The 24357-nt window shown below is 67.8% G+C and carries 26 protein-coding genes; 9 read left to right on the top strand and 17 right to left on the bottom strand.

Annotated elements, in window-relative coordinates:
* The first annotated feature begins 20 nt into the window (after nt 1-20).
* Nucleotides 21-1292 (top strand): UDP-N-acetylglucosamine 1-carboxyvinyltransferase, encoded by a 1272-nt coding sequence (gene murA, locus G370_RS0103890; protein ID WP_019659444.1) that lies wholly within the window; start codon nt 21-23, stop codon nt 1290-1292.
* Nucleotides 1289-1606, top strand: coding sequence for a hypothetical protein (locus G370_RS0103885; RefSeq protein WP_019659443.1), 318 nt, complete (start codon nt 1289-1291; stop codon nt 1604-1606). The genes murA and G370_RS0103885 overlap by 4 nt, the downstream gene beginning before the upstream one ends.
* A gap of 114 nt (nt 1607-1720) precedes the next feature.
* On the opposite strand, the gene G370_RS0103880 is transcribed toward G370_RS0103885, so the two are convergent.
* From G370_RS0103880 to purM, 7 genes are all read right to left on the bottom strand, one after another.
* The gene (locus G370_RS0103880; protein ID WP_019659442.1) at nt 1721-2404 is read right to left on the bottom strand and encodes a DUF3108 domain-containing protein; all 684 of its coding nucleotides are present in this window, start codon (nt 2402-2404) and stop codon (nt 1721-1723) included.
* 2 nt (nt 2405-2406) lie between these two features.
* On the bottom strand, nt 2407-3225 hold the full coding sequence (locus tag G370_RS0103875; protein ID WP_019659441.1) for a DUF3108 domain-containing protein: 819 nt from the start codon (nt 3223-3225) through the stop codon (nt 2407-2409).
* Nucleotides 3226-3293: 68 nt separating this feature from the next.
* The gene (purN, locus tag G370_RS0103870; RefSeq protein WP_019659440.1) at nt 3294-3953 is read right to left on the bottom strand and encodes a phosphoribosylglycinamide formyltransferase; all 660 of its coding nucleotides are present in this window, start codon (nt 3951-3953) and stop codon (nt 3294-3296) included.
* The gene (locus G370_RS0103865) at nt 3950-4609 is read right to left on the bottom strand and encodes a DUF2238 domain-containing protein (RefSeq protein WP_019659439.1); all 660 of its coding nucleotides are present in this window, start codon (nt 4607-4609) and stop codon (nt 3950-3952) included. Before G370_RS0103865 ends, purN begins: the two co-directional genes overlap by 4 nt.
* A gap of 40 nt (nt 4610-4649) precedes the next feature.
* Nucleotides 4650-5072, bottom strand: coding sequence for a hypothetical protein (locus G370_RS0103860; RefSeq protein ID WP_019659438.1), 423 nt, complete (start codon nt 5070-5072; stop codon nt 4650-4652).
* Nucleotides 5069-5557 (bottom strand): hypothetical protein, encoded by a 489-nt coding sequence (locus G370_RS0103855; protein ID WP_019659437.1) that lies wholly within the window; start codon nt 5555-5557, stop codon nt 5069-5071. Before G370_RS0103855 ends, G370_RS0103860 begins: the two co-directional genes overlap by 4 nt.
* Nucleotides 5558-5578: 21 nt before the next feature.
* Complete coding sequence (gene purM / locus G370_RS0103850) at nt 5579-6637, bottom strand: phosphoribosylformylglycinamidine cyclo-ligase (RefSeq protein ID WP_019659436.1); 1059 nt, start codon at nt 6635-6637, stop codon at nt 5579-5581.
* 99 nt (nt 6638-6736) lie between these two features.
* Here purM and G370_RS0103845 point away from each other — a divergent pair, with 99 nt between their 5' ends.
* The 3 genes from G370_RS0103845 to hda are packed head-to-tail and all read left to right on the top strand — an operon-like array spanning nt 6737 to nt 9749.
* On the top strand, nt 6737-7876 hold the full coding sequence (locus G370_RS0103845) for a DUF2066 domain-containing protein (protein ID WP_019659435.1): 1140 nt from the start codon (nt 6737-6739) through the stop codon (nt 7874-7876).
* The gene (locus G370_RS0103840) at nt 7873-9042 is read left to right on the top strand and encodes an AI-2E family transporter (RefSeq protein WP_019659434.1); all 1170 of its coding nucleotides are present in this window, start codon (nt 7873-7875) and stop codon (nt 9040-9042) included. The genes G370_RS0103845 and G370_RS0103840 overlap by 4 nt, the downstream gene beginning before the upstream one ends.
* Nucleotides 9042-9749 carry a DnaA regulatory inactivator Hda gene (gene hda / locus G370_RS0103835; protein WP_019659433.1) on the top strand — a complete coding sequence of 236 codons (708 nt, stop codon included), beginning with the start codon at nt 9042-9044 and terminating at the stop codon, nt 9747-9749. The genes G370_RS0103840 and hda overlap by 1 nt, the downstream gene beginning before the upstream one ends.
* A 238-nt stretch (nt 9750-9987) precedes the next feature.
* Here the strand turns inward: hda and murU are convergent, their stop codons facing one another.
* From murU to G370_RS0103815, 4 genes are all read right to left on the bottom strand, one after another.
* Entirely contained in the window at nt 9988-10698 is a 711-nt protein-coding gene (gene murU / locus G370_RS0103830; protein ID WP_019659432.1) for an N-acetylmuramate alpha-1-phosphate uridylyltransferase MurU, read from the bottom strand.
* Entirely contained in the window at nt 10695-11720 is a 1026-nt protein-coding gene (locus G370_RS0103825; RefSeq protein WP_019659431.1) for an aminoglycoside phosphotransferase family protein, read from the bottom strand. The genes murU and G370_RS0103825 overlap by 4 nt, the downstream gene beginning before the upstream one ends.
* Nucleotides 11721-11782: 62 nt before the next feature.
* Nucleotides 11783-12052 (bottom strand): GlsB/YeaQ/YmgE family stress response membrane protein, encoded by a 270-nt coding sequence (locus G370_RS0103820; protein WP_019659430.1) that lies wholly within the window; start codon nt 12050-12052, stop codon nt 11783-11785.
* A 70-nt stretch (nt 12053-12122) separates the two neighbouring features.
* Nucleotides 12123-13616 (bottom strand): M20 family metallopeptidase, encoded by a 1494-nt coding sequence (locus G370_RS0103815; RefSeq protein ID WP_019659429.1) that lies wholly within the window; start codon nt 13614-13616, stop codon nt 12123-12125.
* 214 nt (nt 13617-13830) lie between these two features.
* On the opposite strand from G370_RS0103815, the gene G370_RS0103810 reads away from it, so the two are divergent.
* The 4 genes from G370_RS0103810 to G370_RS0103795 all read left to right on the top strand — a co-directional run bounded on the left by G370_RS0103810 (nt 13831) and on the right by G370_RS0103795 (nt 16962).
* The gene (locus G370_RS0103810; protein ID WP_224329378.1) at nt 13831-14142 is read left to right on the top strand and encodes a ComEA family DNA-binding protein; all 312 of its coding nucleotides are present in this window, start codon (nt 13831-13833) and stop codon (nt 14140-14142) included.
* 351 nt (nt 14143-14493) lie between these two features.
* Nucleotides 14494-15579 (top strand): L,D-transpeptidase, encoded by a 1086-nt coding sequence (locus tag G370_RS0103805; RefSeq protein ID WP_019659427.1) that lies wholly within the window; start codon nt 14494-14496, stop codon nt 15577-15579.
* Nucleotides 15580-15596: 17 nt separating this feature from the next.
* Nucleotides 15597-16322: a murein L,D-transpeptidase catalytic domain family protein gene (locus tag G370_RS0103800; protein WP_019659426.1), complete on the top strand. Its 726-nt coding sequence runs from the start codon at nt 15597-15599 to the stop codon at nt 16320-16322.
* 34 nt (nt 16323-16356) lie between these two features.
* The gene (locus G370_RS0103795) at nt 16357-16962 is read left to right on the top strand and encodes a HutD/Ves family protein (protein ID WP_019659425.1); all 606 of its coding nucleotides are present in this window, start codon (nt 16357-16359) and stop codon (nt 16960-16962) included.
* Nucleotides 16963-17046: 84 nt separating this feature from the next.
* Here the strand turns inward: G370_RS0103795 and G370_RS0103790 are convergent, their stop codons facing one another.
* From G370_RS0103790 to G370_RS0103765, 6 genes are all read right to left on the bottom strand, one after another.
* The gene (locus tag G370_RS0103790) at nt 17047-18651 is read right to left on the bottom strand and encodes a sulfite reductase subunit alpha (protein ID WP_019659424.1); all 1605 of its coding nucleotides are present in this window, start codon (nt 18649-18651) and stop codon (nt 17047-17049) included.
* Nucleotides 18648-19619 (bottom strand): FAD:protein FMN transferase, encoded by a 972-nt coding sequence (locus tag G370_RS0103785; protein ID WP_026346960.1) that lies wholly within the window; start codon nt 19617-19619, stop codon nt 18648-18650. Before G370_RS0103785 ends, G370_RS0103790 begins: the two co-directional genes overlap by 4 nt.
* Before the next feature lie 52 nt (nt 19620-19671).
* Nucleotides 19672-20475, bottom strand: coding sequence for a DUF4198 domain-containing protein (locus G370_RS0103780; protein ID WP_019659422.1), 804 nt, complete (start codon nt 20473-20475; stop codon nt 19672-19674).
* A gap of 74 nt (nt 20476-20549) precedes the next feature.
* A complete protein-coding gene (locus G370_RS0103775; protein WP_019659421.1) occupies nt 20550-21068 on the bottom strand; it encodes a DUF2271 domain-containing protein in 519 nt (172 codons plus the stop codon).
* 26 nt (nt 21069-21094) lie between these two features.
* Nucleotides 21095-21733 (bottom strand): PepSY-associated TM helix domain-containing protein, encoded by a 639-nt coding sequence (locus G370_RS0103770; protein WP_019659420.1) that lies wholly within the window; start codon nt 21731-21733, stop codon nt 21095-21097.
* 127 nt (nt 21734-21860) lie between these two features.
* Complete coding sequence (locus G370_RS0103765) at nt 21861-24281, bottom strand: TonB-dependent receptor domain-containing protein (RefSeq protein ID WP_019659419.1); 2421 nt, start codon at nt 24279-24281, stop codon at nt 21861-21863.
* Nucleotides 24282-24357: the final 76 nt, after the last annotated feature.

Genomic DNA, 24357 nt, shown 5'->3' with positions numbered 1-24357 from the left:
CCGCAGAAGATTCCCAATACATGGCCAAGATCGTTGTGACCGGCGGCGCTGCGCTGCACGGTGAAGTGAGCATCTCCGGCGCCAAGAACGCCGTCCTCCCCATTCTCTGCGCGACCCTGCTGGCCGATGCGCCGGTGGAGATCACCAACGTGCCGCACCTGCACGACGTGGTCACCACGGTGAAGCTGCTGGGCGAACTGGGTGCCAAGGTCACCATCGACCAGGGCACGCTGTCGCGCGGCAGCGCGATCGTGGTCGACCCGCGTTCGGTCAACCAGCACGTGGCACCTTACGAGCTGGTCAAGACCATGCGCGCCTCGATCCTGGTGCTGGGCCCGCTGCTGGCCCGCTTCGGCGCGGCCGAAGTGTCGCTGCCGGGCGGCTGCGCGATCGGTTCGCGTCCGGTCGACCAGCACATCAAGGGCCTGCAGGCACTGGGTGCCGAGATCGTGGTCGAGAACGGCTTCATCAAGGCCAGCGCCAAGCGCCTGAAGGGCGGCCACTTCACCTTCGACATGGTCAGCGTCACCGGCACCGAGAACGTGCTGATGGGCGCGGTGCTGGCCGAAGGCACCACCATCCTCGACAACTGTGCGATGGAGCCGGAAGTGACCGATCTGGCGCATTGCCTGATCGCGCTGGGCGCGAAGATCGAAGGACTGGGCACCGCCCGCCTGGTGATCGAAGGCGTCGAGCGCCTGTCCGGTGGCCGCCACGAAGTGCTGCCCGACCGCATCGAGACCGGCACCTTCCTGGTGGCCGCAGCGATGACTGGCGGCAAGGTCACGGTCAACCGTGCGCGCCCGAACACCATGGACGCGGTGCTGTCCAAGCTGGTCGAGGCCGGTGCGAAGATCGAGACCACCGACGACACCATCACCCTGGACATGCAGGGCAAGCGGCCGAAGGCGGTCAACCTGACCACCGCGCCGTACCCGGCATTCCCGACCGACATGCAGGCCCAGTTCATGGCGCTCAACTGCGTGGCTGACGGCGTGGGCGTGATCAACGAAACGATCTTCGAGAACCGTTTCATGCACGTCAACGAACTGCTGCGCCTGGGCGCGGACATCCAGGTTGAAGGCCACACCGCCATCGTGCGTGGCAGCGAGCACCTGAGCGGTGCGCCGGTGATGGCCACCGACCTGCGTGCGTCGGCCTCGCTGATCCTGGCCGGCCTGATGGCCAGCGGCGAGACCACCATCGACCGCATCTACCACCTTGATCGTGGCTACGAGAACATCGAAGAGAAGCTGTCTTCGCTCGGCGCCACCATCCGGCGCGTGCCATGATCCTGCGCGGCAAGTTCAGCCCGCGTCGCAAGGCACTGCTGGCCCTGGTGCTGATCGTGCTGGCGTGGCTGGGCTATGCCTGGTACGCCAACATCGCCATTACCCAGGGCATCGAGCAGAGGGACATGGACTGGAACGGCGATGGCACGGTCTCGCGCGACGAGATCATCGAGTCGTTCTACGCGGTCGCGGTGAACGACAGCCAGGACGGCAACCGTCATTGCCGCACCTTCGTCTGGCGCAGCACCGGCGAGCAGATCCGCGTGGACTGCCGCACCGAGTTCAAGCCCGCTGCGGCCGAGGAAAAGAAGTAAGAAAAACGCCCGCGAAAGCGGGCGTTTTTCCCGGGGCGTCCATCCACGCATGGCGTGGATCTACTCCAGGTTTCCAGTAGATCCACGCCATGCCTGGATGACGTGGATCTCCGGTCAGTTCAGCGCCTTGATGGTCAGGTCCAGCGCATCGCGTCCGCCCTCACGCTGCAGCATGCGCGCCGGCACCGGGAACTCCGGCACGATCCAGGCGATCAGCTCCTTGTTGCCGTCGGCGCGCGAGACCTTGGTGGCCTCGTAGCTCTTGCCGCCCACGGTGATCGATTCCTTGCCGACCACGCGGTAGGTCATGTTCTTGATGCGGCCTTCGTCGACCATGCGATAGGTCAGGGGCTTGCCGGCGGCCAGGTCACGGGTGATCGCCAGGTTGATCAGCAGCGCATCCATGTCACCGGCCTTCAGCGCGATGGGGCCGGCACGGTCCGGCTTGATGTCGCCGGTCCAGGTGGCCTGGTTGCTGGTCCAGTTGTAATTGGCCTGCACGTTGCGCTTCTTCACCAGCAGCGCCGAGCGGTCCTGGCTGCTCAGCGGGCGCAGTTGCCCACGTACTTCCTCGAACACGGTGCTCTGGCTCAGGTCGGCGAGCTGGTTCTTCACCTGGAGGCTGTAGCGCCACTTGTTGCTGCCTTCGTTGGACAGGGTCATCGTGCCGTTGGCCTGCATGCCCATGTAGCTGGCCAGGTAATCCGCCTTGAAAGGTTGCAGGGCCATGGCCGGCAGGCTGGCCACGGACAGGGCAGCGGCCGCGATCCAGGCGAGGGGGCGGGTCGGGATGCTCATGCTCAGACTCCTTGGTATTCGATCAGGCGCAGATCGACGCGGTCTTCGCCGTCTTCGCGTTGCAGGATGCGCACCGGGGTGGGGACCCCGTTGGCGATCCAGAGGATGGTTTCATTTTTGCCGCCGTTGGTCCGGTAGACCCGCAGCGCGTTGTAGGACAGGTCGCCGACCTCGACGTTCTCGGTCTGCGGCGCGGCCTGGTAGTCATGCTGGCGGACCTTGCCCATGTCCACGTAGCGGTAGTGCATCGCGGTACCTGGGCGGGCGTCGCGCATGATTGCCAGATTGATCAGCAGCGCACTCTGGTCGCCCGGCTGCAGCGGAATCGGCTGTGCGCGCTTCTTCTCGACATCGCCGCTCCACTGCGCGGTACCGGCCTGCCAGTTGTACGTGCCGACCGCCTTCTTGCCGAGAAACAGGCCCTTGCGCACCGTGCTCTGGCTCAGCGGTGCATAGGTGCCAGCGCGCTCCTCGAAGACCGTGCTCTGCTCGATGTTCAGTCCCAGCACGCTGGCGAACCCGCGGCGGCCGACCACCTGCATGTCCACCCGCCACTGGTTGCCGCCGGTGTGGGTGACCTGCATGCTGGCGTCGCCGGCCTCCTTGCCCTTGTAGAAGGCCTGGTAGGTGGCGCTGAACGGCTGCAGCGGCGGCGGTTCCCACGCCAATGCCGGCAGGGCCGGGGCCGTCGTTTCGGCCGGCGGCTGCACCGCTGGCGCCGGAACCGGCGAGGCAGGCGCCTGTGCCTGGCCCCAACCCACGCCGGGAAGCACGACAAGCGACAGCAGCAATGAAGTGGACAGCAGGGTCGTGGTCTTCATGGAGGACAGGAGCTGCAGGAGGGGGGCAGGATGCCAGCCCCGCAGTCAGCGGGGCGTGTGCGTGGGCGTTACCGGTTCAGGTTCCCGGCGGAATCTAGGACCAGTGGGCTAAACAGGGGGTGACCATCCAGCAGTGGCTGGCCCTCCCGTTCAGCCAGGCGGCCGGCGCACAGCAGCTGCAGGGTGGCGATCAGCAGCGGATGCTCCACCCCCAGCACACGCGCCGCCAGGCTGTCGGCGTCATCGCCGGGCATTACCGGCACCCGCGCCTGGGCCAGCACGGCGCCGGCATCCAGCTCGGGCACCACCAGGTGCACGCTGGCCCCATGCTCCGCATCGCCGGCGTGCAGCGCCCGCGCATGCGTGTCCAGCCCCTTGTGCAGCGGTAGCAGGGAGGGGTGGATGTTGACCAGCCGGCCATTGAAGCGCTGCACGAAGTCGGCGCCGAGAATGCGCATGTAGCCGGCGCAGACGATCAGATCCGGCGCGACCGCGGCCAGTGCATCGCCCAAGGCCTGCTCGTAGGCGGCGCGGTCACCGAATTCTTTCGGTGCATGCGCCCAGCGCAGGCTGGCGCGGACCCGTTGCAGCGCGGCTGCGGCTGGGCGGTCGGAGAACACGCCGACAACCTCGGCGGGCAGGCGGCCGTCAGCAATTGCGTCAAGGATGGCCTGCAGGTTGCTGCCGCGGCCGGAGGCGAGCACGGCAATGCGGGTGGGCGTGCTCATTGCCGGGCACTCCGGCGGATCAACGGCCAGGTCAGCAGACTGCCCAAGGTCGCCAGCAGCATGTCGGCATGAGCGTCCCACATGTCGCCCTGCTGCCCGTTGTAGGCCTCGGCGGCGTCGGGCGACAGGGCAAGCGCGATGGCCCACTCGAACCACTCGTAGACCAGGCTGGCGCACATCACCGTCATCACCGCCAGGCTGAAGGCCTGGCCCAGGCGCAGCGCCGGCCAGGCATGCCGGGCCAGCTGCAGCAGCGCGGGGGTGAAGCAGACGCCGAACAACAAGTGGATGAGACGGTCGAAGTGGTTGCGCTGCCAGCCGAAGGCGGCATTCGGCGACCAGCCGGCCAGCGCCTGTGCCCAAGCGTCGTAGGGCACGTTGGAGTACAGCCAGCGCGCGCCCACGCAATGCAGTGCGATGAAGCCACAGATCGCGATGAAGGCGCCATTGCCCAGCCAGCCACGCCGGTCCACCCAGAGCAGGGCAGCCAGGCCGACGACGGTCAGCGAGCTGTGCAGGGCCTGTTCGACGGGCCACAGCGGATCGATCCAGCTGACCAGGAACACGGCCAGTACGGCGGCGAAGGCCAGCTTCTTGGGCAGTGAAACACGATAGCCGCGGGCAGTGGCGTTTGCGGCGGTGGCGGGCGCGGACATGTCGGATCGGTCAGGAGGGAGCGATGGGTTGCCTGCGGGCTCAGGCACTGAGGTGGTCGCCGCGGTCGAACAATGCGGCCATGTCAGGCTTGGACAGGAACACCCGGGCATAGGCCGTCAGCGCCATGCCCAACGGGCCGGCAAGCACTGCCAGCCATGCCGCGCGCTGGCACCAGGCCAGCCCGGTGCGGCGCGACAGCAGGCGCGCGGTGTGCAGCTGTAAGAAGCCAAGCGCCGCCGCCAACAACGAAATGACCCCGTAGACCGTGGCCAGCGCCGTGCCTTCGTCCAACCCCCGGGAACTGGCGACCAGGCCGATGAAACCGAGGAAGGCCAACGCGGCCAGCCAGTGGAAACCTGCCAGCGCGTAGAACAGCACCTTCAGCGTCTGCAGGTGGCTGGCCAACTGCAGCTGCGCCAGGGTCTGCTGTGGCAATGGCGGAGGCGCGCCCGGCATCGTCATGCAGCCGTGCCAGCTGCATCGAAGGCGGCCTTCACCTGCGGGCGCAGCAGTGTGACCAGGGTGAAAACCCCTAGAACGGTGCCCAGCGGCGCGAACAGGCAGAGCAGGCCGGCCACGATCAGGCACAGCAGGTAACGACGCCGCCGGGCCACGCAGCGGCCGGCATGGATGACGAATGCGGCCATGCCCAGGCCGCCGGCGACGAACACGGTCCCCAGGACCGTGAACACCCAGCCGAACAGGCGCTGTTCGGCCGGCGACGAGGGCTGGCCCCCGGAGTTCATCGGCAGATGGCCGCTCAGCGCACTGATGCCGAGCACGATGTACAGAATGAAAAACAGCGAGAGCAGCGCAATCAGGCCACCGAACACATAGTGGGCGATGGACAGCGCGCGCAGGTGGTCAGCGTCCTGCCTGCTGAAGACCGGCACCGCCGCCAACGGCGGTGGTACCGGGGTGGGTGCCAGGGGGGGCGTTGCGTCCATGCGGGCTCCTGGTTGCCGGGCTCAGCCGATGTGGACGCGCTCGGCGCCTTCGGCGGTGACCACCTGGCCGATGGTCCAGTGCTCCAGGCCCTGCGCCCTGACCGCCTCGGACACGGCAGCCTCCTGGTCCGGCGCGACGATCAGCACGAAGCCGATGCCGCAGTTGAAGGTGCGCCACATCTCGCTGTCGGCAACGGCGCCTTCCTTCTGCAGCCACTGGAATACCGGCGGCAGGGTCCAGGACGAGGCCTGGATGTCCAGGCCGAGGCCGTCGGGCACCACGCGGATGATGTTCTCGGTCAGCCCGCCACCGGTGATGTGGGCCATGCCGTGAATGGCCTCGCCGTGTGACTTCAGCAGCGCCAGGATCGGCTTGACGTACAGGCGGGTCGGCGCCATCAGCGCATCGACCAGCTTCACGCCGCCTTCCAGCTCCAGCTCGGCCGGGCGGCCGGCACGGTCGTAGATGCGGCGCACCAGCGAGTAGCCGTTGGAGTGCGGGCCGGACGAGGCGATGCCGATCAGCACGTCGCCGGCAGCCACGCTGGCGCCGTCCTTCAGCTCGCTCTTCTCGACCGCGGCCACCGTGAAGCCGGCCAGGTCGTATTCGCCCGGGGCATACATGTCGGGCATTTCAGCGGTTTCACCACCGATCAGCGCGCAGCCGGCCTCGGTGCAGCCGTTGGCGATGCCGCCCACGACCGCCGCGGCGGTGTCGATGTCCAGCTTGCCGGTCGCGAAGTAGTCCAGGAAGAACAGCGGCTCGGCACCCTGTACCAGCACGTCGTTCACGCACATGGCGACCAGGTCGATGCCGATCGTATCGTGGCGGTTCAGCTGGTGCGCCAGCTTCAGCTTGGTGCCCACGCCGTCGGTACCCGACACCAGCACCGGCTCGCGGTACTTGTTGGACAGGTCGAACAGGGCGCCGAAGCCGCCCAGGCCGCCCATCACTTCCGGCCGGAAGCTGCGCTTGACCAGGGGCTTGATCCGCTCGACCAGCTCGTTGCCGGCGTCGATGTCGACACCCGCGTCACGATAGGTAAGGGGGGAGGGGGCGGAAGACGGGGTGTTGGTCACGGGCGTCGGCGCTGGCAGGGGTTGAACGGGCGATTTTAACAGGCCGCATTGGCGCAAAGGCCGTATTCGGGCAACAATTCCCCCGGATACGTCGAGCCAATGGATGTCCTGATGCGCCGCAGCCTGATTCTGACCCTGCTCCTTGCGCTGAGCCTGCCGGTGGCCACGATGGCCCAGAGCGGCCTTCGCACCGAGGGTGATGTCGCCACCGCCAGTGGCGCGTACGAGGCCGAAGTGCCCGTCAACAGCCAAGCCGAAGCCGATCGCAACGGCGCCCTGGCCCGCGCCCTGAGCGTGGTACTGGGCAAGCTGTCCGGTGATCGCAACGTGATGTCGCGCCCGGGTGTGGTGCAGGCACTGCGCAATGCCAAGGACTACGTGGCCAGCTACGACTACAAGCAGGACCAGAGCGTAGGCGCCAGCGGCGCGCCGAGCTTCCGGACCCTGCTGGTGGCCCGTTTTCGCGAGGACGACGTCGATTCGCTGGTCTCGGCGCTGGGCCTGCCGCTGTGGCCGCAGCCGCGACCGAAGCCGGTGGTGTGGCTGGCCGTGGATGACGGCAGCGGCCCGCGCCTGGTCAGCGTGCAGCAGGCCAATGCCGCCCGCCCACTGCTGAACCGCGCCATCGAGCGCGGCTACAAGCTCGGCCTGCCCAGCGGTGGTGCCGCCGAGCAGGCGCTGGCCGGTGCCATCTGGCGCCAGGACAGTGCCGCCGTGGCCCGCGCCTCCTCGCGCTACTCACCGCCGATGCAGCTGATCGGCAAGCTCTACCGCGCCAACGGCGGCTGGCAGGCGGACTGGGTGTTCGTCGACAACGGCCGTGAGCTGAACAAGTGGACCAGCAAGGACGCCAACGCCATGCGGGCGATGGCGGCCGGCGCCGATGGCGCCGCCGATGCGCTGGTCAGGCGCTATGCGAAGGCCGGCGCCGCCGTCGGCCAGGCCGGAACCTACCGCGTGGTGGTCACCGGCATCAACAGTGCCGACGACTACCTGCGCCTTGCCGCCGGCCTGCGCGAGGTGCCGGTGGTGCGCAACGTCACCCCGCTGCATGCTTCGGCCGGCCAGCTGGAGCTGAGCCTGGAGATGACCACCGGCCTGGCCGGCTTCAACCGCATGCTGGGCGACAACGGTGTACTGGTGCCGAGCGCGCCGCTGCCGGCCCTGCCGACGCCGATCGACGACACCACCGGTGCCCCGGTCGCAGCACCGGTCAGCAATGAGTACCGCCTGCGATGACCCTGCCCCCGGAAGCGGAAATCGCGCAGTTCCTGCGCCGGCTGAAGTACATCCTGTTCGCCGGCCTGGTCGGCTGGGTGGTGTGGCTGCTGGCCCCGATCCTGACCCCGTTCGTGCTGGCGCTGGCGCTGGCCTGGCTGGGCGACCCGCTGGTGGACCGCATCGAGGCCACCGGCCGCTCGCGCATGACCGGCGTGGTGCTGGTGTTCGCGGCGATGGTGCTGGTGATCGTGGCGCTGCTGCTGGTGCTGGTGCCGATGATCGAGCGCCAGATCACCACCCTGATCGCGGTCGCGCCGCAGGCGCAGGCGTGGCTGATGGAAAAGGGGATTCCCTGGTTCGAGCAGAAGACCGGCCTGGAAGTGATGCAGTGGCTGGATCCGGACCGCCTGATCGAGTGGGTGCGCAGCCACTGGCAGCAGGCCGGCGGCGTCGCCACCACGTTCATGGGCTACGTCTCGCGTTCGGGTTTTGCGATGGTGACCTGGGTGGTCAACATCCTGCTGCTGCCGATCCTGGCGTTCTACTTCCTGCGCGACTGGGACAAGCTGGTCGAGCGGGTGGCCTCGGTGATTCCGCGCAACCACATCGGCACCATCACTGCGCTGGCGCGTGAGTCCAACGAGGTGCTGGGGGCGTTCATCCGCGGCCAGTTCCTGGTGATGCTGGCGTTGGGCGTGATCTACGCCGGCGGCCTGTCGCTGGTAGGCCTCAAGCTGGGCCTGCTGATTGGCCTGATTGCCGGCCTGATCAGCTTCATCCCCTACCTGGGCGCGACCACCGGCGTGCTGATGGCGGTGATTGCCGCGCTGGTGCAGGCACAGGGCTTCGACCTGAAGCTGCTGATCCTGGTCGGCGTGGTGTTCACCGTGGGCCAGCTGCTGGAGAGCTACGTACTGACCCCGCGCATTGTCGGCGACAAGATCGGCCTGCATCCGGTGGCGGTGATCTTCGCGGTGATGGCCGGCGGCCAGCTGTTCGGCTTCCTCGGCATGCTGCTTGCGCTGCCGGTGGCGGCGGTGACGAACGTGCTGCTGCGCTATGCCCACCAGCGTTACCGCCAGAGCGAGCTGTACGTGGGCGAGAAGCCGGCGATCGTGCTTGATGGCGTGGTCGACGCCCCCCATATCATCGTTCCGACCGACAAGGGCCCCGACCTGAAGTGATGGGCGTGCCGCAACTGCCGCTGGCCCTGCATTACCCGCGGGACCAGCGCCTGGAGACCTTCATCGGCGCGCCGGATGGCGCGCTGGCGCAGCTGCGTGCGATCGCGGTCGGCGCCAGCCACGATTGGGTCTACCTGGAAGGCGCGGCGGGCACCGGCAAGACCCACCAGGCGCTGGCGACGTGCTCCAGCGCCGAGCAGGCCGGGCGCCTGCCGACGTACGTGCCACTGGCCAGCGCCGCCGGCCGCGTTCGTGCAGCGCTCGACGGGCTGGACGCACGTGAACTGGTGGCGTTAGACGGGCTGGACGAGGTTGCCGGCAACCGCGAGGACGAGATCGCGCTGTTTGATTTCCACAACCGCGCGCGTGCAGCAGGCGTGACCGTGCTCTACACCGCGCAGAAGGCACCGGGCGAGCTGGGCCTGGTGCTGCCGGACCTGCGTTCGCGGCTGGGCCAGTGCGTGCGCGTGCTGCTGCAGCCGCTGGATGAGGAAGGTCGTGCTGCGGTGCTGCGCGAGCGCGCGCTGCGACGCGGCCTGGCCATCGACGAAGCGGCCATCGAGTGGCTGCTGTCGCACACCGGGCGCGAGCTGGGTGGGTTGATCACGCTGCTGGACTGGCTGGACCGCGAATCGCTGGCGGCGAAGCGGCGGATCACCGTGCCGTTCCTGCGCCAGGTGCTGGAAGAAGGCCGGCCTCGTTACTGAGGGTGGGGTTTGTTTGCAGGGCTGCGCCCTGCACCCGCCGAAGCCGAAGCAACGTCAACGTCAACTTCAAAGGCTGGCTTCCTGAGGGGAGGCGGGGTGGCTCAGGTTGCGGGGGACGGCGCAAGTACGTCCATGTAGCCTCGATCGCGCCATCCATGGCGCTCACGCCCCCGCAACCGGACCCACCCCGACCGGCCAAGCACGGCTTCTGCTTTCAATGAGTCCAGCCACGAGGGGCTCAGCCGTTCGCCGCCAACTCAGCATCCAGCGCGCGCAGCCGATCCACGGTCCCGACATCGGTCCAGCGCCCGCGATGGTGCTGCCCGGTCATCAACCCCCGCGCCATGAAATGCTTCTGCAGCGGCACCACCGAGAACTTCGGCGGCAGCCGCTCGCTGCCCGGCGCATCGCCGATCACCGCGCGCCAGTCGGCCACGATGGAGGGGCGATACACGCCGATGCCGGCATAGGTCAGGCACGGCCCTGCGCGGTCGTGGTGCAGCAGGCCCTGCGCATCGAGTCGGTAGTCACCGTCGGGGTGTTGCGCCGGATTGTCGACCAGCACCAGGTGTGCCTGGCCCTGCGGCTCGCGCGGCAGCGTGGCGAAATCGAAATCGGTCCAGATATCGCCGTTCACCACCAGGAACGGGGCATCGCCCAGCACCGGCAATGCGTTGAGGATGCCGCCGCCGGTTTCCAGCGGGGTCTGCCCTTCGTAAAGGAAATGCAGGCGCAGGCCCCATTGGCTGCCATCGCCCAGCGTTGCAGGGAACTGCTCGGCCAGCCACGCGGTGTTGACCACCACCTCGCGCACGCCGAGTGCGGCCAGGCGTTCCAGGTGCCAGACGATCAGCGGCTTGCCAGCCACTTCCAGCAGCGGCTTGGGCGTGTGCAGGGTCAGCGGGCGCATGCGCTCGCCGAGGCCGGCGGCAAAGACCAGCGCCTTCATCGGGCCACGCGCATCGGTGCACCCAGCTCGGCCAGCGCCGGCTTGATGCGCTCGTCCAGCAGCTGCTGCAGCGGTGCCAGCTCGCGGTAGCGCGGCAGTACTTCATCCAGGTAGCCGATGAAGCGCGGCGCGTCGTCCAGGTAATGGCCCTTGTTGTCGCGGTAGCGCAGGCGGCAGAACAGGCCAAGGATCTTCACGTGGCGCTGGATACCCATCCAGTCGGCATCGCGCAGGAAGGTGGCGCGGTCGGGTACCGGCAGGCCGGCGTCGCGTGCGCGCTCGTGGTACTGCGCCAGCCACTCGTCCACGCGCTGCAGCGGCCAGCTCAGGAAGGCGTCCTTGAACAGGCTCACCGCATCGTAGGCGATCGGGCCACGCACCAGGTCCTGGAAATCCAGCACCGCGGGGCCGTCGTCGACCGGCATCAGGTTGCGCGGCATGTAGTCGCGGTGGGTCATCAGCTGGGCCTGGCCCAATGCGTTGTCCATCAACCGGCGGTGTACCAGCTGCAGCCCTTCGATCTCGCCGCAGTCCAGTTCCAGCTGCAGGTGGCGTTGCAGGAACCATTCGTCGAACAGGCCGGCATCGCGCTGCAGCAGCGCTTCGCCGAACTGGCCGAAGTCGGCCGGTACCGGGATCGCCTGCAGGCGCAGCAGCTGTTCGATCGAACGGCCGAACCATTCATCGGCGTTGCGCTCGTCGAGGATCCTGGCCAGGGTCGGGCCGCCGAGATCTTCCAGCAGCAGGAAGCCGGCTTCCAGGTCCTGCGCCAGCAATGCAGGCACGCGCAGGCCGTTGTCGTGCAGCAGGCCGCGCATGCGCAGCCACGGCCGCGGATCTTCCAGCCCCGGCGGAGCGTCCATCACGATGTGGCTGCCGCGCGTGCTGGTGGTACGCCAGTAGCTGCGCATGCCGGCATCCACCGAAGCGCGTTCGACTACCGCGTTGGCGTCATCGAGCTGGGTACGGGCCCACTGCAGGCGCTGCGCGCTGCGCTGGGGATCGGAGGCGGGTTCGGTCATGCGGGCATATCCGGGCGCGCCGGGCGCGCCAACGTCGGGAGCAGGGGGAAGGAGGGACGGGGTCAGCGGCGGCCGCTGAACAGGCGCAGGACGGCCAGCACGGCCACCGCGCCCACTACCGCACCGAGGAAACCGGCCGGTTCGCCGGGAGCGTACCAGCCCATGTACTGGCCGAACCAACCGGCCACCAGCGCGCCAATGATGCCCAGCACGATGGTCAGCAGGCAGCCCATGCGGTTGTTGCCGGGCATGAAGAAGCGCCCGAGTAGGCCGACGACGAAGCCGACCAGCAGGATGTACAGCCAGCTGCTGCTGCCGAACAGACCATTCATGTGCATGTGTTCCGCTTTGGGTGGACGCAGCCTAGCAAGGCCAGGCTGCGTCCGTCACGGTGTGCCGTAATCAGCAGCAGCCGTGGTCGCCGTGGCGGGTGCCGCTGTCGGCAGCCACCGGCGAACCGCTGGTCTCGCCGCGCAGGCTGGCGGCATAGTGCTCGCTGATCACCGTGGACACGCAGGCGGTGACCTTCTTGCCCATCGGGATGTGCAGGAACTCGTTGGGGCCATGTGCATTGGAATGCGGGCCGAGCACGCCGGTGATCATGAACTGCGCGCCCGGGAACTTCTCGCCCAGCATGCCCATGAACGGGATCGAGCCGCCTTCGCCCATGTACATCGCCGGCTTGCCGAAGAAAGCCTGGCTGGCGTCGTCAATGGCCTGGGTCAGCCACGGCGCCATGGCCGGTGCGTTCCAGCCGGTGGAGGCCTTTTCCAGGTCCAGGGTGACCTGCGCGCCGTTCGGCGGGTCGCGCAGCAGTGCTTCCTTCAACAGTTCGCCGCAGGTCTTGCCATCGGCAGTCGGCGGCAGGCGCAGCGAGAGCTTCACCGAGGTCTGCGGACGCAGCACGTTGCCGGCCGATTCCAGCGGCGGCATGCCACCGACGCCGGTGACCGACAGCGCCGGGCGCCAGGTGCGATTGAGCACCAGCTCGGTCAGGTCCTCGTTCATGGGGCGCAGGCCGTCGACCATCGGGAACTTCTCGAAGATCTCGGTATCCACCACTTCGGCCGCGCGCTTGGCCTGTTCCAGGCGTTCGGCCGGGATTTCCACGTTCATGCCGTCGATCAGGATGCGGCCGGTGTCCTGGTCCTCGATGCGCGACAGCAGCTGGCGCAGCAGGCGGAAGCTGGACGGCACCACGCCGGAGGCATCGCCGGAATGCACGCCTTCGTTGAGCACCTTCACGGTGAAGTTGCCGCCGGTCAGGCCGCGCAGCGAGGTGGTGCACCACAGCTGGTCGTAGTTGGCGCAGCCCGAATCCAGGCAGACCACCAGCGACGGCTTGCCGATGCGGTCGGCCAGGTGGTCGACGTAGGCCGGCAGGTCGTAGCTGCCCGATTCTTCACAGGCTTCGATCAGCACCACGCAGCGGGCGTGCGGCAGGCCCTGGGCCTGCAGCGCCAGCACCGCGGCCAGCGAGCCGAAGATGGCGTAGCCGTCATCCGCACCGCCGCGGCCATACAGTTTGTCGCCGCGCAGGACCGGGGTCCACGGGCCGAGATCGTCGTCCCAGCCGGTCATTTCCGGCTGCTTGTCCAGATGGCCGTAGAGCAGGATGGTGTCGTCGCCGGTTTCCGGGCCGGAGGCCGGAATTTCCAGGAAGATCAGCGGGGTGCGGCCTTCCAGGCGCACCACTTCAACCTTCAGGCCGGGCAGCTGCTGGGCCTTGGCCCAGTTCTCCATCAGCGTGACCGCCTGTTCCATGTAGCCGTTCTGCACCCAATTGGCGTCGAACATCGGCGACTTGTTGGGAATGCGGATGTAGTCGACCAACTGCGGGACGATTTCACTGTCCCACTTGTCATTGACGAATTGGCCGAGCTTGGCGCTGTCCATCTGAAACTCCGGTTGCATGGGCTGATCCCGCCATTCTACGCCTGTGCCACGGGTAGGGTTTTTCCTACATCACGTCGGGTATTTGGCTGGCTTTTAGAAATCCAGGAAACCGATAGGCTGTGTGCATGTGGTGACGGACACTGTTCCTACCGACGGGATTGCCGGTCGGGACGTCCAGAATCACAAGGAGATACACGTCGTGCCTTGGAGTGTCGTGTTGAGGGCACTGGTGCTGGTCGTGTGGATCGCTGGGGCGCATGCCGCCGAACCGATCGACATCAACCGCGCCGATGCCCAGGCGCTGCAGCAGGGATTGACGATGGTCGGAGCCGCCAAGGCCGAGGCGATCGTCGAGCACCGGCGCAGACACGGCCCGTTTCATCGCGTCGAGGACTTGGCGCAGGTGAAGGGGATAGGGAAAGCCATCGTCGAACGGAATCGACAGCGGATCACCGTAGGGAACAGGTTGTTGCCGGCGGATCCGGTACCTGGATCGGTACCGGTGCGAACCGTACCGAGGCGCTGACAGCAGGAATCGTCGGAACCGGCAGGACGCTGGTTCACCGGTCACGGACAGGACGCCCGTGACCACCGACCGCCGCAGGACGCGGCACCACTCACCAGGATGGTGGCATCACAGACCTGTGGAAGGGGCTGAGATACAAACAGGACAGACGCGGCCGCGTGCAGGATGCAACGCTACCCCCACAGCGCAGGATGCGAGGGGGCGGCAGCAGGCCGACAAGGACGTAACGATTGCCCGGTACGACACATGGCTGTGTCGCCGGGCAGTTTCATTTCCGGCGCCTGGTTTTGCCGCGGCCACCACGGGCCGATGGTGTACGGTGGCCGCTCCGAATGGAAAGGACCCCGCTGGATGCTTGTGCACCGCCCCACCACCCTGATGCTCGCCTTGGCACTGACCCTGCCACTGCAGGCCCACGCCGCTGCGCCTACGCCGGCCGCCAAGCCTGCAGCTGCCGCTGCGGCCACCGCCGAGGTACGCGGACCGACCGACCTCAAGCCGGGCGAATACCTGTGGCATCCGGAAATCTCGCCGACCGGCCCGATCGTGCTGGTGGTCAGCCTCGATGAGCAGCGCGCCTATGTCTACCGCAACGGTATCGCCATCGGCCTGACCACGATCAGCTCGGGCAAGGCCGGGCACGAGACGCCGACCGGCGTGTTCACCATCCTGCAGAAGGACAAGGACCACAGGTCCAACCTCTACAACAGCGCGCCGATGCCGTACATGCAGCGGCTGACCTGGGACGGTATCGCTCTGCATGGCGGCAGCCTGCCCGGGCATCCCGCCTCGCACGGCTGCGTGCGCCTGCCGCAGGCCTTCGCGCAGAAGCTGTTCAGCGAAACCCAGCGTGGCGATACCGTGGTCGTGGCCGATGCCAAGAGCTCGCCGATGACCCTGGCCTATCCGTCGGTACTGGCACCCGTGAATGCGCGTGGGCAGGCCCTGCCGGAGGCAGAGGGCGGAGCGCCGGCGCAGGCGTGGTGGAACGACAGCGCAGCCCCGGCCGGGCAGGTCGGCATCCTGGTCAGCCTGCACGACCAGCGCCTGTACGTGCTGCGCGATGGGGTGATGATCGGCGAGTCGCCGTTGAAGGCGGACGCGCTGCCGGCCTTCCAGGGGACCACGCTGTTCGTGATGGGGCAGGGTTACAGCGACACCCCCAGCCCGCTGGACGTGAACCAGCGCCTGCACCAGTGGACGGCCTACCCGTTGCTGGGCCAGGACCGCGCCCAGGCCACGCCGGACCTGCTGGCCACGCCCTCGCTGCCGATGGCGCTGCCGGCCGATTTCGCCCGCCAGCTGTACCAGGTGCTGGTGCCGGGCACGACCCTGCTGGTGACCTCGCTGCCGGCGGTCCGCCCAAGCCCGGCTGAATCCGGAATGCAGCCGGTCTTGGAATCCGAGCCGCCAGGGTCCACCCTCAAGGGCAACTGAGACCCCTCGTTGTGCCCATGACTGCATCCCGCCTGTGCCGGCTGGCCGCGTTCGGCCTGCTGGCGACCTCGGCCAGCGCCCCGGCGCTGGCACAGACGCCCGCCCTCGCCACCTCTGCCGATGATCTGGCTGCCCTGCTGTCGCGCAGTGCGCCCAAGGCCGACCGCCACGTGTTGCAGCTGGCGGCGCGCGCCATGCGCTGCGCGCTGCAGCGGCCGGAGCTGGGCATCAACGGTGATCGGCTCAGCGTGATCGATTACTCGCGCCCGTCCACCGAGCCGCGCCTGTGGGTGTTCGACCTGGCCCACCAGCGCCTGCTGTTCGAGGAATGGGTGGCACATGGCCGCAACAGCGGCGAGAACCGCACCGAGCACTTCTCCAACCGCGATGGCAGTTTCATGTCCAGCCTCGGCGCGTTCACCGCGCAGGAAACCTACATGGGCGGCAACGGCTATTCGCTGCGCCTGGCCGGGCTGGAACCGGGCTTCAATGACCGCGCGCGCGATCGCGCGATCGTCATCCACGGCGCACCGTATGTGAACCCGGCCACCGCTCAGCTGCAGGGGCGCTTGGGTCGCAGCCTGGGTTGCCCGGCGGTGCGCCTGTCGGTGGCCAAGCCTCTCATCGACGCATTGCGCGGCGGCACGATGGTGTTTGCTTACTACCCCGACCAGGATTGGCTGAAGCACTCGCAGCTGCTGGCCGGCGGGTGCGGTGGCCAGGGCACGCTCGCCACGCGGTGATGCACGACGGCGCGCGGCATGATGCAATGCGCCGATGAACATCGACTCCCTGCTGCACACTCCGAGCCAGTTGATCTCCAGCCTGGACTACCGCCGCGAACGTTGGCGCAACGGCCTGGGCTGGACCCGCGAGATCCTGCGCCTGCCCGCGCAGGGGGATGACTGGGCGCTGCGCCTGTCCGTGGCCGAAATCGAACAGGACGCCGCGTTCTCCGCCTTCCCCGGCGTGGAGCGCGAACTGGTACTGCTGCAGGGCAATGGCGTGCGTCTTCGCTTCGAGGATGGCCGTGTGGCCCAGGTGCTGCCGCCGCACGGGCGCGTGCGCTTTGCGGGAGAGGAAAGGCTGCACGGCGAACTGGTGGATGGCACCACCCACGATTTCAACCTGATGTGGAAACGCGATCTGCTGCAGGCGGAACTGCTGCATCGGCCGCTGGTGGGCGCGATGTTCTTCTTCTGCGAACCGGGCGTGGCCTGGGCGTTGCATCTGTTGGCCGGTCAGGCGGCGTTCGGTGCCGACAGTGGCCTGCCGCCGCTGCAGGCCGGCGATACCGCGTGGTTGTCAGCGGGTGAACGGCAGCGGCACGCTTTGCAGGGCGGGGGCGAGTTGTTGGCGATACGGGTGAGTGCGGCAGGGTGATGATTCGTTGGCGCCGGTGGGCACGGCCAGCCGAGCATGGCTCGGCTCTACAGTAGATCCACGCCATGCGTGGATGCGGCGACCTCAATACACATCGCGCCGGTAACGACCGGCCAGCAGCAGCGCTTCCTTGTCCGCAGTCCCCAGCACCTGCTCGATCACCGCATCCACCGCCGGGGCCATGCCCTGCAGGCTGCCGCAGACCAGGATCGTGGCGCCTTCATCCACCCACTGCCGCAGCGTTGCCGCTTCGGCCAGCAGCCGGTCCTGCACATAGCGATGCGCGCCGCCGTCGCGGCTGAACACGGCATCCAACCGCGCCAGTGAGCCGTCGGCCAGCCTTGCCTGCAGTTCTTCACCGAAGTGGAAGTCGTGCGCGGCGGTGCGCTCACCGAACAGCAGCCAGGTCCGTCGTGCGCCACTGCGGATACGTTCGTGCAGATGCGCGCGCAGGCCGGCGATGCCGGTGCCGTTGCCGATCAGCAGCAGCGGTACATCGGCGGGCACGCCATGGAAATTGTCGTTGCGGCGCAGGCGCAGCTGCACCGGTTCGCCGATGGCCGCGTGGTCGCACAGCCAGCCGCTGCCGATGCCAGGCGTGCCGTCCGCGCGCAGCTGGCGACGCAGCAGCAGTTCCACCGCACCGTCGGCCATCACCGAGGCGATCGAGTACTCGCGATGGGGCAGCGGTTGCAGGGTCGCCAGCAATGCGGGCAGATCACCCGGGGGAACCAATGAGGGCAGGTGCGAGCGCGCGACGCGTGCCAGCAACGTCTGCCCGTCATCCAGCACGGTATCCGCATCGAAGCGTTGTGCGTCCAGCCAGGCACGCACGGTGTGCGGTGCGTGCTGCGGGCCGATCTCGGCGATGTCACCGGCCTGCCACTGCGCATCTGCATCGGCCGGGGGCTGCAGGCGCAACCAATACACGGGGCCGCCGGGGCTGCCCGGGTTCAGATGCTCACGTTGCAGCAGCGTCCACGGCTGGTACTCGGCCGGGCTCCAGTCGGGCAGTTCGCTGGCGCCGCCGCCGAGCTGGCCCAGCAACTGCTGCCAATGGCGCAGCGCGGCCGGATCGGCGTTGTCGACGTCGATCGCATCGAACAGCGGATGCGCACCGTGCTGGCGCAGCCACTGGTCGAGCTGGTGGCCGAATCCGCAGAAGTGGCCGTAACTGCGGTCGCCCAGTGCGAGCACGCCGTACTGCAGGTGCTGCAGCGCAGGCGGTGAGGTCATCACGCCGCGCAGGAACGGCAGCGCATGATCGGGTGGGTCGCCTTCGCCAGTGGTGCTGGCGATGAACAATGCACGCTGGCTGTCGGCCAGCAGCGTGGCGTCGACCTCATGCAGGCCGCGCACACGCACCGGCACGCCGGCACCGCGCAATGCCTCGGCACTGCGTTCGGCCAGTTCGCGGGCAAAACCGGTCTGGCTGGACCAGACCATCAGGATCGGTGCGACGTCGCCACAGGCAGCATCGTCGCGCGGTCGCCCACGCCACCACAGTGCGGCGCAGGCCAGCGCATACAGCGCGGTGGCGATGATCGCAATCTGCGTTCGCCGTGCCGGCGGCGCGCCCTGCCACCAGGCTTCGCCGAGATGCAGTCGCAGCAGCGCCCAGGCGATCAGCGCCAGCAGGAGCAGGACCAGTGCGTTGCCGAGCCACGCGCGCGATGGACGTGCGCTCATGCGTCCTGCTCGTCGAGCAGGCGCTGGAAGGCGCTGCTGAGAAATTCCTGCGGGCCGTCTGCTGCACGCTGCAGGTAACGCGCGGCCAGGCCTTCGCGTTCGGCCAGCGCCATGCCCTGTTCGTGGCCGAGCACGGTCAGTGCGGTAGCCCAGGCATCGGCGTGCATGGCATCGTCGGCGACCACGGTGACCGCTGCGGCGACCTGGCGTACCGGCATGCCGGTGCGCGGGTCGAGACTATGGCTGAAGGCCTGGCCATCGGCCTGGTACTGGTGCCAGCGATCACCGGAGGTGGCCACCGCCTTGTCCTCCAGCGCCAGCACCCGCGGTGGTGTTTCGGTGTGCGCGTCTTCTTCCGGTGCGGATTCCACCAGTACGCGCCAGGGGTGGCCGTCCGGTTTTCGGCCGTAGCCGGCCAGTTCGCCACCGACCTCGATCAGTGCAGCAGCGATGCCCTGATCGCGCAGCCAGGCGGCCACGTGATCGACGCCGAACCCCTTGGCGATCGCAGAGAGATCCAGTTCCAGTCCTCCCGGTTGCAGCAGCGCATCGCTGCGCCATTGCAGGCGCTGCCAACCGCAGCGCTCGCGCGTGGCCTGCACGGTGGCGGCGTCGGGTTGGCGGCGTTCGCCGGCATGTGCACCGAAACCCCACAGTGCCACCAACGGGCCGACGGTGGGATCGAATGCACCATCGCTGGCGGCGGCGATGGCCTGTGCGCAGGCCAGCACCTGGCGGGTTTCAGCCGGCAGCACGCACCATTGGCCCGCGTTGGCGCGGTTGTAGCGGCTCAGGTCCGAGCCGCGCACCCAGGTGCTCATCTGCGCCACCACCGCATCCAGCCGCGCCTGGATGCCGGCATGCAGCGGGTGCAGGTCGCGCTGGTGCGGCGCGACCAGCGACACGCTCCACGTGGTGCCCATGGTGGTGCCGCCGAGGCGGGCGATGTCGAGCTGGGAATCGGTCATGGTGATGCGTTGCGGTGGCGATGCCGGGGAATGCCCGGCATCGCGGTCCACATTACTGCGGCAGCACTTCCAGCGTGGCCACGTAGCTGAGGCGGCGCTTGGCGGCCTGCTTCACCGAGGTCTTGTTGTCCTCGGTGCCGGTCTCCAGCCAGTACATGCCGGCTTCCGGCCAGGTCACCTTGATCTCGCCCTTGGCATCGCTGGTCAACTTCAGTTCGTCCTGTGCGTTGCGGTAGCGGGTGGCACCACGCACGATCTCGAATTCCAGGCCGGCGGCCGGCTTGCCGTCGACCAGCACGCGGAAGGTGGCTTCCTCGCCGGCGAACAGATCGTTCGGGTGGCCGACCGCGACCAGCTCGATGCCGCGGTTGGTCGGCTTCAGCGCGGTGTCGTTCGGCGCGCCGTTGGTGACGAAGGTCTCCACGCGGCCGACCGACTGGCTCACTTCCAGCTTCTTCGCATCCTTCGGCAGTTCGCCGAAGGTGGCGACGCTGCCGCGCCAGCGCTTGCGCTCGCCGTTCTGCTCGTAGGTGGCGAACAGGCCGTCATTGACCGACGCGATGCGGTAGGTGCCCGGCTGCTTCAATTCGATGTCGAACACGCTGCGGTACTTGCCGGTCGAGGCATTCTGCGGCTGCACGGTGCTGCCGTCCGGCGCGGTGATCACCAGCGATTCCAGGCGCAGTGGCACGTGGTTGAAGTAGAACAGGTCGTTGGAGACCGCACCGTCGACGGTGATCCACGGTGCGTTGCCGGCGATCACGGTCTGCGAGGGCAGCAGCCAGGCCTTGTGGGCCAGGGCGGAGAAGGGAAGGGCAGCGGCCAGGGCGGCGGCGAGGACGAGCGTGCGCTTCATGCGGAGGACTCCAGTGGATGCGGGGTGATGCGGCAAGGAGAAGGGGATTACGACTTAATCCCCTCCGTCCCCTCTCAGGGTTTGACGGACAGGGTGACCTGGCCCAGTTCGGTGGCGCCCTGCGCCTTGCCGTTCTGCGCGGCGGTGGCCGGCCAGGCAAAGGGGATCTTCAGCAGTTCACGGCCGCCGACTTCGCGCACCGCTTCCACCACCAGGGTGTAGTTGCCCGGGGCCAGCTGCTTCAGTGCCGGCTGCTTGTCGTTGAACGACAGCGCGTGCTTGCCGGCGGGGCGGGTCGGGCCGGTCACGCCGTCCACCGGCACCTGCAGGGTGCGGCCGCTCTTGCGCCACCACTGGCGCAGGTCGGGCAGCCACTTGGTGCCGTGGCCTTCGCTGTTGCTGGTCTGCTGGTACCAGACCGACAGATTGGCCGCGACCTTCTGGTCGGCGCCTTCCAGCCACACTGCCACGTACGGGCGGTGGTACTCGGCCACGTTGAGCTTGGGCACTTCGACGTTGATGTCGAGGGTGGTGGCATAGGCCGGCGAGGTGGCCAGCAGGCCGCTGAGGGCGATGGTCAGGGTGACGCGCATGGGGCGGCTCCGGAAACGAAGGAAAGTCAGTGGATCAGCAGCAGGGCGATCAGCAGCGGGATCATCAGACCGAGGCCGACCAGCGGCCAGGTCATGCGCCGCTGCCGCGCATGCAGGTGCAGCAGGAACAGGCCGGTGATGCAGAACACCAGGCAGGCCACGGCGAACAGGTCCAGGAACCAGCCCCACGCCGGGCCCGCGTTACGGCCCTTGTGCAGGTCGTTGAGGTAGGACACCGCGCCGCGCGAGGTCGATTCGTATTCCACCGCGCCGGTCTTGCGGTCGATGCTCAGCCAGGCGTCGCCACCGGGGCGCGGCAGCGACAGGTAGATCTCCTCGGTCGACCACTCGGCCGGGCGTCCACCAATGGCGATGCCCAGCTGCGTGTCCAGCCATTGCCGGGCCGGGCGCGGAATCGGTGCGTTGCCGTCCTCGCGCGTGCCCAGTTGGCCCAGCAGTTCGGCCGGCAGCTCCAGATGCTGGTTCTGCACCTCGGGCTTGGCCTCGATCTTCGCTGCATGGTTGAGGGTCAGGCCGGTCACCGCGAACAGCAGCATGCCGATCAGGCACACCGCCGAGCTGATCCAGTGCCACTGGTGCAGCGTCCGCAGCCAGAAGCCACGGTTCTGTTGCTGCTGCACGGTGGAAGAGGCAGGACGGCTCACGGCACGGTTCGAGGCGGACGGGGACTGCCCATTACATCATTGATGAGAATAGCTCGCAATTGCGTGTCGTTCTGTATCGCTGGAGCGCGATTGCCGGCCAGCGGCCGGCACTACCGGTGCGTGGCGGTCAGAACTTCGCGTTCAACGAAATCCAGTAGCTGCGGCGCTGGTCCTTGGTCGCGTAGTCGTCCACGCAGTTGAATTCGCTCTGGCTGATCAACAGGCACGACTGCGAGACGAAATCCTTGTCGAGCAGGTTGTTGACCCGTGCGTTCACCGTCAGCCAGGGCGTGGCCTTCCAGCTGCCACCGAGATGGAAGATCGTGTAGTCCTCGTAGTAGCGGGTGTGGCTGGCGCCGTTGGCGTCCAGCAGCGTGTCGCGGTAGCGGTCGTAGCGGCCCTCGCCGATCAGCGACAGGCTGACCGCTTCGTTGACCTGCCAGTTGAGGCTGGCGTTGGCCATGTGTTTTGCCGGCATGGTGCCGCTGATCGGCAGCCCCTTCTGTGCGCCACTGGTCTGCTCGCTCCTGGTCCAGGTGTAGTTGCCGCGCAGCTGCAGGGTGTCGAGCAGGTCGACGTGGGCGGCCAGTTCGGCACCCCGCGTTTCAGCCTTGTCGATGTTCACGCTCTGGGTGAAGGTGCTGTAGCCCAGTGCGGCCCAGCCCGGGCCGATGTCCACGCAGTAGCCGCTGCCGGCGCGGGCTACTTCGCAGTTCGGGAAGGTGCCACCACTGGCGATCTTGTCTTCGAACGTGTTGAAGAAGCCAGTGACGTTGAAGCCCCAGCGTTGGCCCTCGTAGTAGGCGGCCAGCTCGTAGTTGGTGCTGGTTTCAGGCTTGAGGTTCGGCGAACCGACCAGTGGCAGCACGCCCTGGCCACCGAAGCCGGTGATGCCCGGGAACAGCTGGTCCGGTCGCGGGGTCTTGTAGCCGGTGCTGACGCCGCCCTTGAAGGTCCACGCATCGCTGGCGTTCCACACAAGGTAGCCGCGCGGGCTGACATGGCTGCCGAACACGTTGTGGTCGTCGTAGCGCAGGCCGAAGGTAGCGGTGAGGGTATCGGTCAGCGCCCAGTTGTCCTCGGCGAACAGCGCCCACATGCGGTGCTTCTGCTTGGTGTTGCTGCGGTAGCCGGCGCCATCCATGCCGAACACGCCATCGATCATGTCGGTGTCGTTGTACTGGCCGCCAACGGTCAGCGTGTGCGCGCCGAAGTCCAGGTCGAGCATCGTGTCAAGCACGTAGCCTTCCAGTTCCATGGTGCGCAGCGGACGCGGCAGGAACGCCTGCAGGCGCGCCATCTCGCTGGGATTGAGCGCAGTCAGCGCATTGCCACGGCCGGCCGCGCAGTTGTTGGCAGCACCGGTACGACGGCAGACGTCATTCCACAGCGTCTGCAGGTTGGCGCGCTCGTCCAGGGTCAGCGGCAGCGAACGACCCAGGTTGCTGCTCTTGCTGTGGGTCAGTGAGGTCTGCCAGGTGCCGAAGCTGTAGCGGCCCTGGTGGGTCAGCGATACCTGGTCACGCTCATAGCGCTGGTAGGCGGTGTAGCCCACGCGCGGCTGCACCACGCGGCGGGTGACGGTGCCGCTGCCGTTCGGGTTGGGGATGACCGCATTGCCGACGCGCCACAGGCTGGCCAGGCTGTCCAGCGTGCCGGTCTGGCCTTCGCTGTTGTCGTACTTCTGCCGCGACACGTCGTAGTCCAGCCACAGTTCGTGGTCATCGTTGACCCGGAAGTCCAGGCGCACGCCGGTATTCCAGTTGGTGTTGGCCACCGACTTGCCACCGCCGCCGAAGCCGATGCTGCGCTCCCACAGGCTGCCGTCGGGCAGGGTCAGTGCATCCCACTCCGGGTTGGAGGCCTTGGCGTCGTAGTAGCTGCCGCGCACCGCCAGGCTGAGGCGGTCCTTCAGCAGCGGGCCGCTCAAGTAAAGGTCGGTGGTGCGCGCATCACCGAACTGGTCATCCTGCTGCACGGTGAAGCCCTGGGTCACGGCGCCGTGCCAGCGGTCCTGGTTGCGTCGGGTGATGATGTTGATCACGCCGCCCATCGCGTCCGAGCCGTACAGCGTGGACATCGGGCCGCGCACGACTTCGATGCGTTCGATCGCGTCCAGCGGCGGCAAGTAGGCGAACTGGCCGCCACCGAAGTTGTTCGGATACAGCTGGCCGACATTGCTCTGGCGGCGGCCGTCGATCAGCACCAGGGTGTATTCGGACGGCAGGCCGCGCATGGAGATGGTGGCGCGGCCGTTCTTGTCGGTGGCCTCCAGGCCGACGTCGATGCCTTCGACGTCGCGCAGCGCGTCGACCAGGTTGGTGTAGGGGCGCTTGCTGAGTTCTTCGCGACTGACCACGCTGATGCTGGCCGGCGCATCGACCACCTTCTGCTCGAAGCCGGAGGCGGTGACCACCACCTTGTCCAGCGTCTGTGGCGTGCCGGAAGCGTCACCGTGGGCGAAGGCAGGGGCGGTCATGGCCGCCAGCACGGCGCTGGTCAGCAGGCTACGGGACAGGGACGAACGGACACGATGGCGCTGGGCCATGGCAGTAACCTCGGAGGATGCAGGGTGGTGCGATGCCACGCGCGAACGGCGCGGCAGGCACGGAAGGCCCGCTCAG

The sequence above is a fragment of the Stenotrophomonas hibiscicola ATCC 19867 genome (assembly GCF_000382065.1).
GTDB classification, from domain to species: Bacteria; Pseudomonadota; Gammaproteobacteria; order Xanthomonadales; family Xanthomonadaceae; genus Stenotrophomonas; species Stenotrophomonas hibiscicola.
Note: the sequence above shows the minus strand (reverse complement) of the source record. Positions and strands in the feature narration are given on the sequence as shown.

Bases quoted from the DNA above. Each gene is read 5' to 3' on its own strand.
- murU (WP_019659432.1), bottom strand. From the start codon at position 10,698: ATGAAGGCGCTGGTCTTTGCCGCCGGCCTCGGCGAGCGCATGCGCCCG.
- G370_RS0103875 (WP_019659441.1), bottom strand. From the start codon at position 3,225: ATGAAGACCACGACCCTGCTGTCCACTTCATTGCTGCTGTCGCTTGTC.
- G370_RS0103765 (WP_019659419.1), bottom strand. From the start codon at position 24,281: ATGGCCCAGCGCCATCGTGTCCGTTCGTCCCTGTCCCGTAGCCTGCTG.
- G370_RS0103795 (WP_019659425.1), top strand. From the start codon at position 16,357: ATGAACATCGACTCCCTGCTGCACACTCCGAGCCAGTTGATCTCCAGC.
- G370_RS0103885 (WP_019659443.1), top strand. From the start codon at position 1,289: ATGATCCTGCGCGGCAAGTTCAGCCCGCGTCGCAAGGCACTGCTGGCC.
- G370_RS0103865 (WP_019659439.1), bottom strand. From the start codon at position 4,609: ATGTCCGCGCCCGCCACCGCCGCAAACGCCACTGCCCGCGGCTATCGT.
- G370_RS0103825 (WP_019659431.1), bottom strand. From the start codon at position 11,720: ATGACCGAACCCGCCTCCGATCCCCAGCGCAGCGCGCAGCGCCTGCAG.
- G370_RS0103775 (WP_019659421.1), bottom strand. From the start codon at position 21,068: ATGCGCGTCACCCTGACCATCGCCCTCAGCGGCCTGCTGGCCACCTCG.
- G370_RS0103785 (WP_026346960.1), bottom strand. From the start codon at position 19,619: ATGACCGATTCCCAGCTCGACATCGCCCGCCTCGGCGGCACCACCATG.
- G370_RS0103840 (WP_019659434.1), top strand. From the start codon at position 7,873: ATGACCCTGCCCCCGGAAGCGGAAATCGCGCAGTTCCTGCGCCGGCTG.
- G370_RS0103820 (WP_019659430.1), bottom strand. From the start codon at position 12,052: ATGAATGGTCTGTTCGGCAGCAGCAGCTGGCTGTACATCCTGCTGGTC.
- G370_RS0103805 (WP_019659427.1), top strand. From the start codon at position 14,494: ATGCTTGTGCACCGCCCCACCACCCTGATGCTCGCCTTGGCACTGACC.
- purN (WP_019659440.1), bottom strand. From the start codon at position 3,953: ATGAGCACGCCCACCCGCATTGCCGTGCTCGCCTCCGGCCGCGGCAGC.
- G370_RS0103780 (WP_019659422.1), bottom strand. From the start codon at position 20,475: ATGAAGCGCACGCTCGTCCTCGCCGCCGCCCTGGCCGCTGCCCTTCCC.
- G370_RS0103880 (WP_019659442.1), bottom strand. From the start codon at position 2,404: ATGAGCATCCCGACCCGCCCCCTCGCCTGGATCGCGGCCGCTGCCCTG.
- G370_RS0103790 (WP_019659424.1), bottom strand. From the start codon at position 18,651: ATGAGCGCACGTCCATCGCGCGCGTGGCTCGGCAACGCACTGGTCCTG.
- G370_RS0103815 (WP_019659429.1), bottom strand. From the start codon at position 13,616: ATGGACAGCGCCAAGCTCGGCCAATTCGTCAATGACAAGTGGGACAGT.
- G370_RS0103855 (WP_019659437.1), bottom strand. From the start codon at position 5,557: ATGGACGCAACGCCCCCCCTGGCACCCACCCCGGTACCACCGCCGTTG.
- G370_RS0103860 (WP_019659438.1), bottom strand. From the start codon at position 5,072: ATGACGATGCCGGGCGCGCCTCCGCCATTGCCACAGCAGACCCTGGCG.
- hda (WP_019659433.1), top strand. From the start codon at position 9,042: ATGGGCGTGCCGCAACTGCCGCTGGCCCTGCATTACCCGCGGGACCAG.
- G370_RS0103800 (WP_019659426.1), top strand. From the start codon at position 15,597: ATGACTGCATCCCGCCTGTGCCGGCTGGCCGCGTTCGGCCTGCTGGCG.
- murA (WP_019659444.1), top strand. From the start codon at position 21: ATGGCCAAGATCGTTGTGACCGGCGGCGCTGCGCTGCACGGTGAAGTG.
- G370_RS0103845 (WP_019659435.1), top strand. From the start codon at position 6,737: ATGGATGTCCTGATGCGCCGCAGCCTGATTCTGACCCTGCTCCTTGCG.